Source organism: Centipeda felix (genome assembly GCF_900186465.1).
GTDB classification, from domain to species: Bacteria; Bacillota; Negativicutes; order Selenomonadales; family Selenomonadaceae; genus Centipeda; species Centipeda felix.
In genome coordinates, this window is record NZ_LT891957.1 from 236,007 (window position 1) to 252,056 (window position 16,050).

22 protein-coding genes are annotated in these 16,050 nt (G+C 57.9%); all 22 read right to left on the reverse strand.

Translation table 11 applies throughout. From position 1 onward, the window contains the following. Positions 1 to 8 precede the first annotated feature (8 nt). The 22 genes from C1713_RS03775 to C1713_RS03875 all read right to left on the reverse strand — a co-directional run bounded on the left by C1713_RS03775 (position 9) and on the right by C1713_RS03875 (position 16,031). Complete coding sequence (locus C1713_RS03775; RefSeq protein ID WP_009442364.1) at positions 9 to 602, reverse strand: IMP cyclohydrolase; 594 nt, start codon at positions 600 to 602, stop codon at positions 9 to 11. Then, positions 599 to 1,231, reverse strand: a complete 633-nt coding sequence (purN, locus tag C1713_RS03780; protein WP_102493075.1) for a phosphoribosylglycinamide formyltransferase — start codon at positions 1,229 to 1,231, stop codon at positions 599 to 601. The genes C1713_RS03775 and purN overlap by 4 nt, the downstream gene beginning before the upstream one ends. Then, entirely contained in the window at positions 1,224 to 2,273 is a 1,050-nt protein-coding gene (purM, locus tag C1713_RS03785) for a phosphoribosylformylglycinamidine cyclo-ligase (RefSeq protein WP_102493150.1), read from the reverse strand. Before purM ends, purN begins: the two co-directional genes overlap by 8 nt. 6 nt (positions 2,274 to 2,279) lie before the next feature. Next, positions 2,280 to 3,731 (reverse strand): amidophosphoribosyltransferase, encoded by a 1,452-nt coding sequence (purF, locus tag C1713_RS03790; protein ID WP_102493076.1) that lies wholly within the window; start codon positions 3,729 to 3,731, stop codon positions 2,280 to 2,282. Positions 3,732 to 3,736: 5 nt separating this feature from the next. Beyond that, entirely contained in the window at positions 3,737 to 4,450 is a 714-nt protein-coding gene (gene purC / locus C1713_RS03795) for a phosphoribosylaminoimidazolesuccinocarboxamide synthase (protein WP_102493077.1), read from the reverse strand. Positions 4,451 to 4,489: 39 nt separating this feature from the next. Beyond that, positions 4,490 to 4,978 (reverse strand): 5-(carboxyamino)imidazole ribonucleotide mutase, encoded by a 489-nt coding sequence (purE, locus tag C1713_RS03800; RefSeq protein ID WP_009442369.1) that lies wholly within the window; start codon positions 4,976 to 4,978, stop codon positions 4,490 to 4,492. 105 nt (positions 4,979 to 5,083) lie between these two features. Next, positions 5,084 to 6,034 carry a chemotaxis protein gene (locus C1713_RS03805; protein WP_009442370.1) on the reverse strand — a complete coding sequence of 317 codons (951 nt, stop codon included), beginning with the start codon at positions 6,032 to 6,034 and terminating at the stop codon, positions 5,084 to 5,086. Between the two features lie 87 nt (positions 6,035 to 6,121). Then, positions 6,122 to 7,021: a CvfB family protein gene (locus tag C1713_RS03810; RefSeq protein ID WP_009442371.1), complete on the reverse strand. Its 900-nt coding sequence runs from the start codon at positions 7,019 to 7,021 to the stop codon at positions 6,122 to 6,124. A gap of 3 nt (positions 7,022 to 7,024) precedes the next feature. Then, positions 7,025 to 7,369 (reverse strand): ribosome silencing factor, encoded by a 345-nt coding sequence (rsfS, locus tag C1713_RS03815; protein WP_102493078.1) that lies wholly within the window; start codon positions 7,367 to 7,369, stop codon positions 7,025 to 7,027. 3 nt (positions 7,370 to 7,372) lie between these two features. After that, positions 7,373 to 8,437: an LCP family protein gene (locus tag C1713_RS03820; RefSeq protein ID WP_102493079.1), complete on the reverse strand. Its 1,065-nt coding sequence runs from the start codon at positions 8,435 to 8,437 to the stop codon at positions 7,373 to 7,375. A gap of 28 nt (positions 8,438 to 8,465) precedes the next feature. Then, positions 8,466 to 9,041, reverse strand: a complete 576-nt coding sequence (gene yqeK, locus C1713_RS03825; RefSeq protein WP_102493151.1) for a bis(5'-nucleosyl)-tetraphosphatase (symmetrical) YqeK — start codon at positions 9,039 to 9,041, stop codon at positions 8,466 to 8,468. After that, a complete protein-coding gene (gene nadD / locus C1713_RS03830) occupies positions 9,025 to 9,645 on the reverse strand; it encodes a nicotinate-nucleotide adenylyltransferase (protein ID WP_009442375.1) in 621 nt (206 codons plus the stop codon). Before nadD ends, yqeK begins: the two co-directional genes overlap by 17 nt. A gap of 5 nt (positions 9,646 to 9,650) precedes the next feature. Beyond that, complete coding sequence (locus C1713_RS12055; protein WP_170950763.1) at positions 9,651 to 9,800, reverse strand: hypothetical protein; 150 nt, start codon at positions 9,798 to 9,800, stop codon at positions 9,651 to 9,653. Then, positions 9,788 to 11,083 carry a glutamate-5-semialdehyde dehydrogenase gene (locus C1713_RS03835; protein WP_102493080.1) on the reverse strand — a complete coding sequence of 432 codons (1,296 nt, stop codon included), beginning with the start codon at positions 11,081 to 11,083 and terminating at the stop codon, positions 9,788 to 9,790. Before C1713_RS03835 ends, C1713_RS12055 begins: the two co-directional genes overlap by 13 nt. Before the next feature lie 12 nt (positions 11,084 to 11,095). Beyond that, positions 11,096 to 12,220 carry a glutamate 5-kinase gene (proB, locus tag C1713_RS03840; protein WP_102493081.1) on the reverse strand — a complete coding sequence of 375 codons (1,125 nt, stop codon included), beginning with the start codon at positions 12,218 to 12,220 and terminating at the stop codon, positions 11,096 to 11,098. Further along, entirely contained in the window at positions 12,217 to 12,516 is a 300-nt protein-coding gene (locus C1713_RS03845) for a YhbY family RNA-binding protein (RefSeq protein WP_040572717.1), read from the reverse strand. The genes proB and C1713_RS03845 overlap by 4 nt, the downstream gene beginning before the upstream one ends. Before the next feature lie 13 nt (positions 12,517 to 12,529). Continuing rightward, positions 12,530 to 13,813 (reverse strand): GTPase ObgE, encoded by a 1,284-nt coding sequence (obgE, locus tag C1713_RS03850; protein ID WP_102493082.1) that lies wholly within the window; start codon positions 13,811 to 13,813, stop codon positions 12,530 to 12,532. A 123-nt stretch (positions 13,814 to 13,936) separates the two neighbouring features. Further along, the gene (rpmA, locus tag C1713_RS03855; RefSeq protein ID WP_006691322.1) at positions 13,937 to 14,239 is read right to left on the reverse strand and encodes a 50S ribosomal protein L27; all 303 of its coding nucleotides are present in this window, start codon (positions 14,237 to 14,239) and stop codon (positions 13,937 to 13,939) included. Beyond that, the gene (locus C1713_RS03860; protein ID WP_006691323.1) at positions 14,236 to 14,556 is read right to left on the reverse strand and encodes a ribosomal-processing cysteine protease Prp; all 321 of its coding nucleotides are present in this window, start codon (positions 14,554 to 14,556) and stop codon (positions 14,236 to 14,238) included. Before C1713_RS03860 ends, rpmA begins: the two co-directional genes overlap by 4 nt. A gap of 3 nt (positions 14,557 to 14,559) precedes the next feature. Next, a complete protein-coding gene (gene rplU, locus C1713_RS03865) occupies positions 14,560 to 14,871 on the reverse strand; it encodes a 50S ribosomal protein L21 (protein WP_006691324.1) in 312 nt (103 codons plus the stop codon). 168 nt (positions 14,872 to 15,039) lie between these two features. Continuing rightward, positions 15,040 to 15,411, reverse strand: a complete 372-nt coding sequence (crcB, locus tag C1713_RS03870; RefSeq protein WP_102493083.1) for a fluoride efflux transporter CrcB — start codon at positions 15,409 to 15,411, stop codon at positions 15,040 to 15,042. Next, the gene (locus C1713_RS03875) at positions 15,408 to 16,031 is read right to left on the reverse strand and encodes a histidine phosphatase family protein (RefSeq protein WP_102493084.1); all 624 of its coding nucleotides are present in this window, start codon (positions 16,029 to 16,031) and stop codon (positions 15,408 to 15,410) included. Before C1713_RS03875 ends, crcB begins: the two co-directional genes overlap by 4 nt. Positions 16,032 to 16,050 lie beyond the last annotated feature (19 nt).

Sequence of the window (16,050 nt, forward strand, 5' to 3'; positions counted from 1 at the left end):
CGTCTTCCTCATTTTTCTATCTGCTGTGAGAGATATGCTCCGATGGCACGGTCATACTCTGCCGTATGAGCAAATGCCTCCTGCGCCAGACGCATCCGCGTCATGCCGTCCACCGCACCGTCTTTTTCGATCATCGCGGCGATTTCTGCATAGCGCGACGGATTGGTAATGACAGTGACGAACTTAAAGTTCTTCGCTGCGGCACGAATCATCGCGGGACCGCCGATGTCGATCTGCTCGACCGCCTCGGCAAGTGTAACGTTGGGCTTCGCCACGGTCTCTACGAACGGATAGAGATTGACGACAACGAGATCAATCGGTGTGATCTTCAGCTCCCGCAGCGCCTTCTCGTGCTCCGGATTGCCGCGCACAGCGAGAATCCCGCCGTGCACGAGGGGATTCAAGGTCTTGACGCGGCCATCCATAATCTCAGGAAACCCGGTGACATCACTGACATAGATAACGGGAATCCCCGCCTCACGCAGCGCCTTCATCGTCCCGCCCGTAGAGACGATCTCAATGCCTGCCTTCTGCAGTGTCCGTGCGAATTCGACGACACCACTCTTATCGGATACGCTGATCAGGGCACGTTTTATCTTCATAATGCTCCTCCTTCGGCAGGGGGCAGGATGTGTACCTGTCTGCCGTCTGTACGAAGTCTGCCATCAACATAGAGTCGAATTGCTGCAGGAAAGATCCGATGTTCCTCCTTTAGAACGCGTGCGGCAAGGCTGTCCTCCGTATCCCCTTCTGCTACAGGCACAGCTGCCTGAAGAATGATGGGGCCGGAGTCCGTCCCCTCATCCACAAAGTGCACCGTACATCCGCTGACCTTCACCCCGTAGGCCAATGCATCTCGATGGGCATGTGCCCCCGGGAAACTTGGCAGCAGAGCGGGGTGGATATTGAGGATGCGTCCCGCATAAGCACGCACGAAAAGCGGTGACAGGATTCGCATAAACCCTGCCAGCACGACGAGGGTGACCCCGTGCGCGTGCAGTTGTTCAAGCAGGGCGCGCTCAAAGTCCTCGCGCGCAGCGTACGCTTTGCGTACAACAGCAACATCAGGGATGCCATGTTCCCGTGCACGCGTGAGCGCATAGGCATCCGCCTTGTCCGCAAGGACGACAGCAATCTCCGCACGAATGTCTCCGCGCTCCATAGCGTCGATGATGGACGCAAGGTTCGACCCGCGCCCCGAGCAGAGCACACCGATTTTTTCCTTAGGCATCAAAGGCACCGCCCTTGATCGTCACCTCATGTGCGCCCTCGGTCACGCGTCCGATTCGGAAGACCGCCTCATGCTGTGCACCGAGATGCGCCTCGATGCGTGCCGCCACCTCCTCAGAGGCAATGAGCACCATGCCGATCCCCATGTTGAACGTGCGGTACATCTCCGCCCAGTCAACGTTGCCCCACTCCTGCAGAAGGCGGAAGACCGCAGGCATCTCCCACGCAGCGGCATCGACCTCCGCGCCCATCCCATCGGGGAGGGCACGCGGGATGTTTTCATAGAAACCGCCGCCCGTGATGTGCACCATACCGTGAAGATCAAATTCACGAATCAGCGGCAGGCACACCTGCGGATAGAGACGCGTCGGCGTCAGCAGCTCCTCGCCGATGCTGCGTCCCAATTCCTCCATATACTCATCGCCGCGGAAGCCCTTGTGCTCAAAGACGATCTTGCGCACGAGGGAGTATCCGTTGGAATGTACGCCCGAGGAAGGCAGTCCGAGCAGGACGTCTCCTACCTTCACACGCGCACTCGTGATGAGGCGTTCGCGCTCGACGACACCGACGGCAAACCCCGCGATATCGTACTCACCCACGGGGTAGAACCCCGCCATCTCCGCCGTCTCACCGCCGATGAGCGCACAGCCGGATTCCTTGCAGGCTCGGGCAACACCCGAGACCACATCGGCAACCTGCGTTGGCTCAAGTTTGCCGACGGCGAGGTAGTCGAGGAAAAACAGGGGCTCTGCCCCCTGCACGAGGATGTCGTTGACACACATCGCCACGGCATCCTGCCCAATGGTATCATGCCGATGCAGCAGGAAGGCAAGCCGCAGCTTCGTCCCGACTCCATCCGTTCCGGAGACGAGCACGGGTTCACGATAGTCCTGCGCACGCAGGGCAAACAGACCGCCGAAGCCGCCCAGATCGCCGAGCACCTCCGGACGATAGGTCGCACGCACGCTGTCTTTGATCAGCGATACGGATTCGTTGCCCGCATCGATGTCGACCCCCGCATCACGATAGGTCATCTTTTCCATGGACACTTACATCCCCCTTTCGCGCTGTGCAAGCCGCTGCTGCTCACGCGTGATCGCGTCGCCCGCGTCGAGGGCGGCATCTTCCTCGGGAACCGGGTACTGATTGTTAAAACATGCGTAGCACATGTGATCCGGATTGAGGGCAGGTACGCATGTCCGCAATCCCTCGATGGAGATGAAGTGAAGGGAATCCGCACCGATGAAATCGCGAATCTCCTCAAGGCTCTTCGTCGCCGAGATCAGCTCCTTGCGCACCGACGTATCGATGCCGTAGTAGCAGGGATCGGTGATCGGCGGGCTGCTGATGCAAACATGGATTTCACGCGCTCCGGCATTCCGCAGGAGCCGTACGATCTTGCCGCTCGTCGTGCCGCGCACGATGGAGTCATCCACCATGATGACGGACTTTCCCTCAACAACAGAGCGCACGGGGCTCAGCTTCAGCTTGACCGCCGTATCGCGCTGTTTCTGCGTCGGCTGGATGAACGTCCGTCCGATGTAGCGGTTCTTGATGAGGCCCTCCGCAAACGGGATGCCCGTCTCATAGGCGAATCCCGTCGCTGCCGTCGTTCCCGAGTCCGGCACCGAGATGACCACATCACCGCGAAGCCCGGACTCGCGCGCCAGAACACGCCCCATCTCGAAGCGTGCTGCATGAACACTCTGTCCATCGATGATCGAGTCGGGGCGTGCAAAATAGATGTACTCGAAGATGCAGGAAGCAACATCCTGCCCATTGGTGAAACGGTAGGACCTAAGTGCGCCGTTCTCCACGACGACCATCTCTCCCGGCAGCACATCGCGCACGAAGGAAGCTCCGTTGACATCGAGCGCACATGTCTCGGAGGAAAGCACCCAGCCGCCCTCCTCCGTCCGTCCGATACAAAGCGGACGAAAGCCCTGCGGATCGCGCACACCGATGAGCTTGTTCTCGGTCATGATGGTCAGGCAGAATGCGCCGCGTACCTTCTGCGCGGTCTCCAAGATGCGCTCCTCGATGGTCGCCTTCTGTGAGCGTGCGATCAGATGGACAAAGACCTCCGAGTCGATCGTCGTCTGGAACACCGTACCCTTGCTCTCAAGGTCACGGCGAATCCATGCTGCATTGGTGAGGTCGCCGTTATGCGCCAGTGCCAGCGCACCGCCGGCATAGTTGACGCGCAGCGGCTGTGCATTCGCCGCAAGGCTGAACCCCGTCGTCGCATAGCGCACATGGCCGATGGCAATTTTGGCATGGTCAAGATGAGGCAGTTCCGAGCGAAACACCTCGGTCACCAGCCCCATCCCTTTTTTGACGTCAATCCATGCACCGTCCGTCAGCGCAATACCCGCACTCTCCTGTCCGCGATGCTGGAGCGCAAAGAGACCGAGATACGTCATCTCGGACACATCCTCCGTCGGAGAATACACGCCGTAGATGCCGCACTCTTCCTTCCACTTTGGCACTTTTTCGTACATCGCTCTTATGCTTCTCCCGTCAGCCTGCGGAGCATCTCCTTATAGGCATCCTCTACGTTGCCGAGGTCGCGGCGGAAACGATCCTTATCCAGTTTCTCCTTCGTATCGCTGTCCCAGAAACGGCAGTTGTCCGGCGAAATCTCATCGGCAAGGATGATCTTCCCGTCGGCATCTCTGCCGAACTCCAGCTTGAAGTCAATGAGATCCACCTTCTTGGACTTGAGGAACTTCGTGAGGATATCATTGATCTTCAGCGACATGCGTTCGATCTCGTCCAGTTCCGCATCCGTCGCGATCTTCATGGCGCGGATATGATAGCGGTTGAGCATCGGATCGCCGAGATCGTCGTTCTTATAGCAGTACTCGATGACCGGGAACGGCATCAGAACGCCTTCCTCGAGTCCAAGACGCTTGGCGAGTGAACCGGCCGCCACGTTGCGGATGATGACCTCAAGCGGAATAATCGTGAGCTTCTTCACGAGCATCTCACGATCGCTCGGCATGGAGATATAGTGATGAGCGATGCCCTCCTTCGCCAGCAGGTCGAAGAAAAATGCCGACATCTTGTTGTTCATGATCCCCTTGCCCACGATCGTGCCGCGCTTGGCACCGTTCCCCGCCGTCGCGTCGTCCTTGTAGTAGACAAGGTACTCATTCGGATTGTCCGTGGCATAAATGATCTTTGCTTTTCCCTCATAAAGAGCCTCTTTACGCTCCATCGTTGTCCTGCCTTTCTTCCCAAATAATAGAAAAATCCCTTAGAGCTGTGCCGCGACGCGATCTGCCTTCTTCTCGACCTCCAGCACCATCTTTTCCCGATAGTCCATGAGTGCCTCGGCGATGGCAGTATCGTATACGGCGAGGATCTCCGCTGCAAAGATTGCCGCATTCTTCGCACCATTGACCGCCATGGTCGCTACGGGTACGCCCGACGGCATCTGCACCGTGCTGAGCAGCGCATCCATCCCGTTCAGCGGCGTCGCATTGACCGGAACTCCGATCACCGGTTTGATCGTATAGCTCGCTACGACACCTGCGAGATGCGCCGCTGCCCCTGCCGCCACAATAAATGCGGCAAATTCTTTGTCGTGATCTGCCTCCATAACAAAATCACGAACGATAGACGGCGTACGATGTGCTGACGCCACCTTAACAACTGGCTCGATACCAAAGTGTTTCAGGAGCTCAACTGCCGGCTTCAGAATCGGCCAATCAGAATCGCTGCCCATCAAAACTGCTACCTTCATATTATCATCTCCTCATGCCTATGATAGCGAGATTTCAAATTCATGTCAATAGAACGAAAAAAGGACTGCCGTATCGCAGGATACAGCAGTCCCATAGAACAAGTCTCAATTTTCTTTGCTTGTATCGTGCAGGGGCTCACCAAAGATCAGTGTGTCCAGAAGATCGATCAGTTGATTGATCTCTGGTTTCGATACCTGTCCCGATGCACCGAGGCTCTCGCCCTTGCGCCTCATCTCCTCGCTGATGAGCGAGGAGAAGAGAACAAGCGGAACCTCCCCAAGGCGGTCATCCTCGCGCACGAGCTTCAGTAGACGATGTCCATCCATCTTTGGCATCTCTACATCGGAGATGATGATACGGACGTGGTTCTCGATCGGCCCATTCTTGCGTGCAAGATCCTGCAGATAATCCCATGCATCCTGTCCGTTGCCGAAGTCACGAATGAACTTGTAGCCTGCCTCATGCAGTGTCGTCACGAGGAGTTCACGCAGCATCTTGGAGTCCTCGGCAACGACGACATGCGCCGTACCGCGCCGCGTTTTGGCATCCTGTGTTGCCTCGGCAACCGTCGTGAGCTTCTGGTTGATCTCGGGATTGATCTCCGCGATGATCGTCTCAAAGTCCAGCAGTAGAACGATACGATCTTCCATCTTGATGATGCCGACCACGCGCGACCCTTCACCAACATTCGGTGCCGGCTCCATATTTTTCCACGAGATACGATGGATACGGTAAACACTGCCAACGAGGAAACCGATGTCATAGTTATTGATCTCTGTCACGATGATGTTCTGCAGCTCATCCGACGTCTGGAGATTAAGGCAGCGTGCCATATTGACAAGAGGGATTGCCTTACCGCGCAGTGTGAACAAGCCATCGACATAGGGATGGGCCTCTGGCATGGCAGTCACCGGCACACGCGTAATGACCTCGCGTACCTTCGCGACATTGATGCCGTAGTTCACTTTCCCTATGCTGAACTCAACAATCTCAAATTCGTTTGTTCCTGTCTCAAGCAGGATGCCCTTTTTCTCTTCGGTTACCGTATCTGCCATTTATCTCTCCCCCTGCACGTCAACATTCTTCGCTATGCTCTCTATTCGCCCTTGGAAGAAAAAATCCTTCCTTGGATTAAGAAAAAACTAGTTCTTTTTGTGTTCTTCCAATAAGTACGTCCATCCATCCTCTTGATGGATGCGGCCTTCCTTCATCAACCGCCCAAGGGCGCGCTTAAATGCGGCCTTACTGATCCCGAAACGATCCTTAAGCACCGCAGGAGATGTCGCGTCCGTATACGGCATCTTTCCGCCATGTTCCATCAAAAGTGCGAGCAGGCGATCAGCATCCAGCTTGCGCGCGTCCTCTTTCGGGGGGCGCAGGGACGCGTTCAGCCGCCCGTCCTCACGCAGATAAGTCACGCGAATCTCGACGGTCTCGCCGACGCGTGGCCGCCACGGAGCCTCCTGATGATCGATGAACGCAATATAGTGCTCCTCAGTAAAGAGAAAAATACCGCGTTCTGTAATGTTATAGACAGAGCCTCTCAGCCGATCGCCTACATGCACACCCGTGGCAGGGCGAGAGGCACGGCGCAGCTCATCCTCCACCTCCATCGTTACGGCAAGGCGCCCGGACTTATCCGTATAGAGCTTCGCCCAAACTACCTCACCGACCTGCGGCCGTCCGCGCATCCCTGCGTAAGGCAGAAAAATGCCGCGCTCTGCTCCGACATCGAGAAAGGCGCCTTCCTTCGTCACGTTGATGACACGCAGACGAGCAACCTGCCCTTCCTTCATGCGCGGTGTACGCATACTCGCCGTCAGCCGCCGTTTCGGATCGAGGTAAAGAAAGACGCGGACGCGGTCGCCCACCTTGACCGGTGCAGTCTGCTGCATCGTGTGCAGCAGAATATCATCACTCGTATTGCCCGTTTCTGCATCCAAAAAGACGCCCCACTCGGATTCGCGCACAGCAGTGAGTTCCGCCACCTGACTGGGGCCGTATTTACGGTGCGCAGGCACGGGCTTTTGCAGCTCCGCCACGGCCTATTCTTCATAGGGCGTAAGTTTGGCATCGCCCCAGAGCCGCTCCAGCGCATAGTACTCGCGCGCATCCTGCTGAAATATGTGTGCCACCGTATCACCGTAGTCGAGCAGCACCCACTCGCCCTCTCGGTAGCCCTCCTTGTGGAGAAAGTTCACCCCTGCCTCCTCCATCTTCTCCTCGATATTGTCTGCGATCGCGCGCACCTGCGTCGCAGTATTTGCGGAGCAAATAATAAAATAGTCATTGGTCGACATCAGTCCGACCATATCCATCTGTACGATGTCGCGCGCCTTCTTTTCATCCGCTGCCGCCTGAATCACACGGCTTTTTTCCTGCTCTGTCAAACTCTACTCCTCCTTCTTCTGCTCTCCTTCCGTCTCCTCCGACGGAAAGAGTTCACGTATGATCTTATCGGTCGCCGCACGATCCATAATCCACACCGTATCATCATCCCGCGCAAAATCGCCCGGCAGCATGATGGTGCGCGGCGGCTGTGCATTCAGCTTCCGCACCACATTCCCGATGTGCACCGAGTCAAAGAGCTCGGCACTCGTGGTGACATCCTGTTTCAGTATATCGGCAAGCTGTGGGATCTTGGGCAGCGTATCTACACGGAGCAGCTTGGCGTAGAACGCCTTGACAAACTTTTGCTGCCGCTGCGTACGCCCGAGATCGCCGAGATCATCCCCACGATAGCGCAGGTACTGTTCCGCCTCTGCCCCATCGAGATGGCGATATCCCTGACGCATGTGAATGGAAAGACCCGCCTCCGGATCGTCATAGTCCATATCCCGCTCAACGTAGAGATCGACCCCCCCGACAGCATCGACAATCTTCTCAAAGGTATCCATATCGATGACAACGTACTGATGAATCGAGATGTCGAACATCTGATTGATCGTCCGCACCATCAACGGTGCTCCGCCCACTGCATAGACGTGGGAAAGGCGCGTCTCCCCCTTCCCCTGAGCCATGGGCACCCACGTATCGCGCGGGATATTGAGGATGCGTACCTTGCCCGTCGCATTCTCCATGCTCATGAGCAGAATGGCGTCCGCACGCTTTTCCGATGCTTCGTCCATATTCACTGCATCGTCGAGACCGAGCACGAGAACATTCGTATAGCCGTCAAACCGCACATCGACCTCGCCGCGGTTTTCCTCCTGACGAACGAGATATGCCTCATACATTTCCCGTATATCATGGTACGCCTCAACACCCCATCCGATCAGATAATAGCCCGAGATGCCGACAAAGACGAGGAGAAAGACCGTGCAGATCAGGCGAAAAAGTCCGCGCAGGACGGCCATGCGTCGGCGGCGTGCACGCTGTGTGCGGCGTCGCTTTATGTTCTCGCGCGAGTTTTCGCTTGCCAGCTGTGCCGCGAGATCCTCCGTATCATAATCGGACAACGCCCCTCTCCCCCCTTTTTCCCTCTGTTCAGCGCTGCCGCAAAAGCAGTTCGTTCCGTGCCGCCACCGTATCCGGATGAACGAGCCCTCCCTTTTTCAGAACGAATTGGATGGACTCCGTGAGTCCGACCAGCAGCATCGCGTCGAGTGATGCCGTACGCGCGAGCTCCCGCAGATGCTCCACCTCCGGATATTCACGCGACGGCTCAATCATATCTGCAAAGTAGATGATCTGATCGAGCGCGGTCATCCCTCTTCCCCCAACCGTATGCCGCCAGATCGCCTGCGCAATGCCCGCGTCATCGACGCCATAGTCCTCATAGATGAGATAGGCGCCCACGTAGGCGTGCAGGAGCAGGGGCATCGCCGCCTCGATCCTGCCGATGGGAATCCCGCGCCGCCGCGCCTCTCCGGGAAGCTCCGCTGTCGCGTAGGTGCGCCCGCAGTCATGCAGAAGCCCTGCGGTACGTGCGCGTTCCTCGTCCATGCCGAAGCGTCGTGCCAGTTCCGCCGCCGTATCCGCCACCCCGAGCGAATGCTGATAGCGTCCCGGCGCAAGACGTTCTTCCAGACGAGCGCGCATCTCCTCATACGTCATGTCCATGCGCACGATATAACCCCCTCCCTACAATATACTCCTCTACGGCACGCGGTACAAGATGCCGGATGGATTTTCCTGCGCGTACGCGTGCGCGGATCATCGTCGACGAGATCTCCAGATGTGGCGTCGGAACGACGTCAATGTGGCGGCGCTCCTCCGCTGTAAACTGCTCCGCGAGAAGCGTCTCATCAAGCGGAGTCCCCTGCCGCGTCGCCACGATGAACTGACAGGACTGCAAGAGGCGATGCGGTTCATGCCATCGGTACAGATCATTCATCGCATCCGCACCCGTAATAAAGAAAAGCGCCGCCCCGTCAAATTGGTCGTGGAGCGCCGCTATGGTATCCACCGTATAGGACGGTCCCTCCCGACGCAGTTCCATGTCCGAAAGAGAAAAGTTCGGATTGTCCTGTATGGCACACGCCGTCATGGCAAAACGATCCGCAATGGATGCCGCACGTGTGCCGTCCTTGTGCGGGGGACGTGCGGAAGGGATAAAGAGCACCTCATTCAGCTCCGCCTCCGCGCGCACCATCTCCGCCGTAATCAGATGTCCCATGTGAATTGGGTCGAACGTTCCACCCATGATTCCGATGCGCTTTTCCATCTGATTCACCTCACGATGCAGACTGCCAGCAAAAGAACGGTGCAGAGCAGTAGGAAGGTCGCCCCCGCATACAGATAGTCACGCAGATCATGCCGTCCCTTCGGCGATTCTGCATACTGCCGCATGGTGCGCCAATATCCGATCAGGCGCCGCATCCGCCGCACGACTCCGATGCAGCAGGCGTATTTTCCCGCACCTGCCCCTCGCCATAGACAAGATACTTCGTACTCGTCAGAGCCTCGAGCCCCATCGGACCGCGTGCATGAAGTTTCTGTGTGCTGATGCCGATCTCCGCACCAAAGCCAAACTCGAACCCGTCCGTAAACCGCGTCGAAGCATTGACATAAACCGTCGAGGCATCTGCCCTCTGCTGAAAGGCATGTGCCGTACGGATGTCATTCGTCACAATCGCCTCGGAATGCCCTGTCCCATAGCGATTGATGTGACGCAGTGCGGCATCCATATCCGCGACGACACGGACGGAGAGGATGAGGTCACCGTACTCCGTCGCCCAGTCCTCCTCCGTTGCCGCAGCCACGTCGCTGAGAATCGCACACGTCTCTGCACAGCCGCGCAGCTCCACTCCATCGACACTCAGTTGCTCTGCCATCTGCGTCAAAAATGCAGCGGCAATATCACGATGCACGAGCACGGTCTCTGCCGCGTTGCAGACCGAGGGGCGCGAGACCTTGGCATTCCTCACGATACGGCACGCCATCGTGAGGTCCGCGCCGCGGTCAACATAGATATGACAGATGCCGGATCCCGTCTCGATCACAGGGACGCTGCTGCTCTCCACGATGTGGCGGATCAGCCCCGCCCCGCCGCGAGGAATAAGGACATCCAGCAGCCCTGTGAGATGCGTCATCACATCCACGGCACTGCGCTCCTTCATCGCGAGCATCTGAACGGCTCCCGCAGGAATGCCGGCAGCATAGGCAGCGCGTGAAAGGACATCGGCAATAACAGCGTTGGAGCGCAGTGCATCCGAGCCGCCGCGCAGGAGCACGGCATTTCCTGACTTCAGACAGAGCCCGATCGCATCCGCCGTCACATTCGGGCGCGCCTCGTAGATCATGCCGACAACCCCGAGCGGTACGCGGACACGGTGAATCTCCAGACCATTCGGACGGCGCACAGCGTAGTCCTCCCGCCCAAGCGGGTCAGGAAGCGCTGCGGTCAGCCGCAGCCCCTCCGCCATCGCATGAATGCGCTCCGACGTGAGCCGCAGGCGGTCGATGTAGGAAGCACGCACACCCGCCGCCTCGGCGTCTGCCACATCGGCGGCGTTCTCATGCAGGATCTCCGCCGCATGTTCCGTCAGTGCCGCCGCCATCGCATGCAGCGCCGCATCACGCACATCGCTGCGGAGCACCGCAAGGGCATAGGATGCCTCCTTTGCCGCTTCTGCCTGTGCCCGCACTGCCTGCTCCATCATCGCCGTCGCTCCTTACTGCATCAGCACCAAATTATCCCGGTGTATGATCTCCTCATGTGATGCGTCCGAGACAAGGCCTTGAAAGTCCTGTGTCTGATGCCCCATCAGCCGCGCTGTATCCGCCGCACCGTAGGCAGTGATCCCACGCGCAATCTCCTGCCCCAGGGGGCTGAGCACACGTACCATCTCGCCCGCAACAAAGTCGCCGTCCACTGCCGTCACACCGACAGCGAGAACACTCGCGCCGCGCCGCATCGCTGCCGCGCACCCGGCATCGACAGAAAGCTCTCCCGCGAGCTTCTTGCCAAAGGCGAGCCAGCTCTTGCGCGTCCTGAGATGCGCCTCACGCGCAGGGAAGATCGTCCCGATCTCCTCCCCACGCAGAATGTTGCGGATGATGCCGTCCTCATCACCGCGCGCAATCACCATCGTCGCACCGGCATTGCGCGCAATTTTCGCCGCCTCGATCTTCGTCTGCATCCCGCCCGTGCCCTGCACTGATCCGGCACCGCCCGCAAGATGCTCAATCTCGGGCGTAATCTCTGCGATCTCGGAGATCAGCTGCGCCGACGCATCCGTCCGCGGGTTTGCCGTATAGACTCCGTCGATATCCGAAAGGATAATGAGCGCATCGGCATCGACAAGTGCCGCGACAACCGCCGAAAGGCTGTCGTTGTCTCCGATTTTGATCTCATCCACCGCCACAGCGTCGTTCTCATTGATGACGGGAATGACCTGCATATCGAGCAGGGCGAGAAGGGCACGGCGCGAGTTGATGTACTGATGATGACGCGCCGCATTCTCCTTGGTCAGGAGCACCTGTGCCATCGTTCGTCCATACTCATGAAAGAGCTTTTCATAAATGTGGAGAAGGTATCCCTGACCGATCGCTGCAAGGGCCTGCCGCGCAGGCACCGCTGCAGGACGTTCCTTCATGCCGAGCGCATTCATCCCCGCCGCAATCGCACCGGAGGAAACGAGGAGAATCTCCTTGCCCTGATTGGCCTCGTCGATCAGCTCACGCACAAGATGCTCGATGCGGCGCAGATTCATTCCGCCCGAGGGATGCGTCAGCGTACTTGTTCCAACCTTTACGACAATGCGCTTCGCCTCGGAGAGACGCGCCCGCGCATTCACAGCTCAATCCTCGGCTTGTCAAAATTTCGTTTGAACAGGAGCCCGTTCCTGCCGATCACCTGAACGAGGTTGGCGTCGGCGCGCTCGGCAAGCATGGTAATCGCGTCTGCCGGTTCCTCCGGCGCATTCTGCAGAACACGCACCTTGATCAGCTCGCGCTTTTTTATCACCTCACGTGCGGATGCCACTACAGCAGGACTGACTCCCTCCTTGCCGATCATGACGACCGCTTCCTCCGTCATGCCGAGGGAGCGCAGCTTTCGTATCTGCTTACTGGAAAGTGATTTTCGCAGCAACGTCTTTCCTCCGTTAATCCTGATAATCGAACGCCATATCACCGATGTGGACGGTCATGCCTTCCTTGATGCCGCGTGCACGGAGCTTCTCATCCAGCCCCTTGAGCCGCCATATATACTGGAATCGGCGCACGGCTTCATCATTGTTGAAATTGGTCATAGCGACCAGCTTCTCGATGGCCTTTCCCGAGACGGTGAAATCGCCCGCATCGTTGCGTGAGACCGTCACCTTCTCGTCATCGTCCGCATTCTGATCGTAGACGACGACATCGTCCTCCTCCGCCTCCGGCTCAGGGACATAGGCGTCTAGCCACGCACCGACCCGATCAATCAGCTCCTGCACGCCTTCACGCGTCGCCGCAGAGATCGCAAAGAACGCAAGCCCCTCCTGTACGGCGAGCTCCTTCAGACGCGGCAGATGCTCCGCCGCAGAGGGAAGATCGACCTTGTTGGCGACAAGGAACTGTGTGCGCCGTGCAATCTTCTCGCTGTAGCGTGCCAACTCTGCATTGATCTTGTAGTAGTCCTCTACAGGGTCACGGCCTTCGATCCCGGAAGCATCCACAATGTGCAGGATCAGCCGTGTGCGCTCCACATGGCGCAGAAAGTCATGCCCCAGCCCCACGCCGTCGGCGGCGCCCTCGATCAGCCCGGGGATATCCGCCATGACGAAGCTCTTCTCATAGTCCGTCTGGACAACGCCGAGGACAGGCGTAATCGTCGTAAAATGGTAGTCTGCGATCTCGGGACGTGCAGCCGAGCAGGAAGCGACAAGGCTCGACTTCCCGACACTCGGATAGCCGACCAGCCCGACATCGGCAAGCAGCTTCAGCTCAAGGCGAAGCTTTCGTCCCTCGCCCGGCTCACCGAACTCAGCAAAGGACGGCGCACGGTTGGCAGAGTTGGCAAACTTGGCATTGCCGCGCCCGCCGCGTCCGCCGCGTGCAATCACCGCCTCCATCCCAATCTCTGCGAGGTCGGCAAGCACCTCTCCTGTCGCCTCATCCGTCACAATCGTGCCGGGCGGGACATCGACATAGAGGGGGGGCGCATTTTTACCGAACTGGTTCTTGTACTCACCGTTCTCGCCGTTCTTCGCGACGAACTTGCGGCGATAGCGAAAGGAGAGCAGCGTATTCAGATTGCGGTCGGCACGAAAGATCACATCGCCGCCGCGTCCGCCGTCACCGCCCGAAGGACCGCCCTTGGGCATAAACTTTTCATGGCGAAACGCGGACTTGCCGTGACCGCCGTCCCCCGCTTTCACCGTGATTTGGGCACGATCGATAAACTGCATACGTCCCTCCTCCCTCTTTACACAATAAGCTGTTTTCGCAAGTGCACTCTCACCTGCGAAAACAGCTTCTAAAAGAGCCTGTACTAGAGAGTACAGGCATCTCTGCATATCAAACTTCCGTGCTTAGACCGCTGCGCCCGCGAGCGGATATACGCTGATCTGACGCTGATGGCGTCCCTTGCGTTCAAAGGCGACCTTGCCGTCAATCTTTGCAAAGATCGTGTCATCCTTGCCGATGCCGACATTGTGCCCCGGATGGAAATGCGTACCGCGCTGACGTACGATGATGCTGCCTGCCGTCACATGCGTGCCCGCCTGCTCCTTCACGCCAAGGCGCTTCGAATGGCTGTCACGTCCATTGCGCGTCGAGCTGACACCCTTTTTATGTGCAAAAAGCTGCAAATCAAACGAGAACAAATTATTCACCCCTTTACTGCCTGAATCTGAATGCCTTTCGGGCTGATCTTTTCAATCTCTGCGAGTCCCATCCACATGGTTCGCAGAATCGCTTCACTGCGTTCATCCGGCGGTTCAGAGAGCCGCACACGGAGGTTGCCGCTCGCAATGTCATAGGTGACGGCGCGATGCAGATGCTCCATTATTCCGAGAAGCGCGGACTGCGTGAGCGCAGATACACCGGCACAGACAATATCCTGTCCGCGTGCCGCCGTTCCGCTGTGCCCTGAAACAGCATAACCGTCGATCATCCCATCTTCATTCACGAAGATCTTGACCGAAATCACGGATTAGCCCTCGATCTTCTCGATAACGACTTTCGTGAACGGCTGACGATGCCCCTGACGCTTGCGATAGTTCGACTTCGCCTTGTACTTGAAGACCAGGATCTTCTTGCCCTTGCCGTGTGCCGCGACCTTGCCCGTCACCTTCGCACCGTCCACCATCGGACGGCCGATCTTGACATCTGCACCGTTGACAACGGTCAGAACCTGATCGAAAACGACAGCCTCGCCCTCACCCGCCTCGAGCTTCTCCACAAAAATGGTATCGCCCTCAGCGACCTTGTACTGCTTGCCGCCCGTCTTTACGATTGCATACATGAAAACACCTCCCTATCACGTTACTCGCCGGCTGCGGTTCGGCAGCGCCGATTGTGTGACCTCGCCGTGCGGTTGGGGATGGGCTTTCGCCCAAACAGGCTATACGCCTACATTAGGGGATAATAGCATATCAAAAGGGCAGTTGTCAAGACGGAGATTGGACAGCCCCTATTCCCACCCGCTCACCAGATGTTTTGCCAGAAGGAGGGCAAGGATGCCGAACACGATGCTCAGCGCGATATAGGCAAGAGCAACGGCGAGCTTTCCGTTCTCGATGAGAGAAAGCGTTTCCAACGAAAAGGTGGAGAATGTCGTAAAGCCGCCGCATATCCCTGTCTGGAGGAAGAGGACAAGGCGCGGGTCAAGGCCGCTCTGACGTCCCGCCATGCCGACGACAGCGCCGATGGCGAAACAGCCAAGGACGTTGACAGCAAACGTGGCAAGAGGAAAACCGCTCCCGATTTTCGGCACGATCTGTCCCAACAGAAAGCGCAAAATCGCTCCGACCGCTCCGCCAAGCCCGACGGCGAGGACGCTCATTGTACCGTTCCCGCACGCAAATGTGCCACATCGTTCATGCGCGTCAATACAGCAAAACCGTCGTCCTCGAAGCGGATGCAGTTAACCGCCGTGTTGAGCTGAGAAACGTGCCAGATCGAGCGGATCGGCATGGCAAGTATATCGGCGATCAGAATGCGGATTGCCGCACCGTGCGAGACGATGATGACGCGCTCGCCTCGATGCTCTGCGGCGATCGTGCGCACACGCCCTGCGATGCGCTTTTGGAACACGGAAAAGTCCTCACTGTCCGGAATATTCGCATGCTCCGGATCACGGTAAAAATGCTTCAGCGTCTCGGGATCCTCGGTGTTGATCTCACTGAAGAAGCGCCCTTCCCATGCCCCGAAGTGAAGTTCGCGCAGAGCAGGATCGGGTACAACGGTCAGACCGAGCCGCGCTGCAAGCGGTGCCGCCGTCTCCATCGTCCGTATGAGGTCACTCGCATAGAACGCATCTGCATGGCCGACGTCGAGATGCTGTCCAAGCAGTGCTGCCTGTGCGTGTCCCTCCGGTGAGAGCGGCACATCTGACTGTCCCTGAAAACGTCCCGTCTTATTCCACTCGGTCTCCCCATGACGTATGATGATGATTTCCGTCATTTCCCTTCCCCTTCCTATG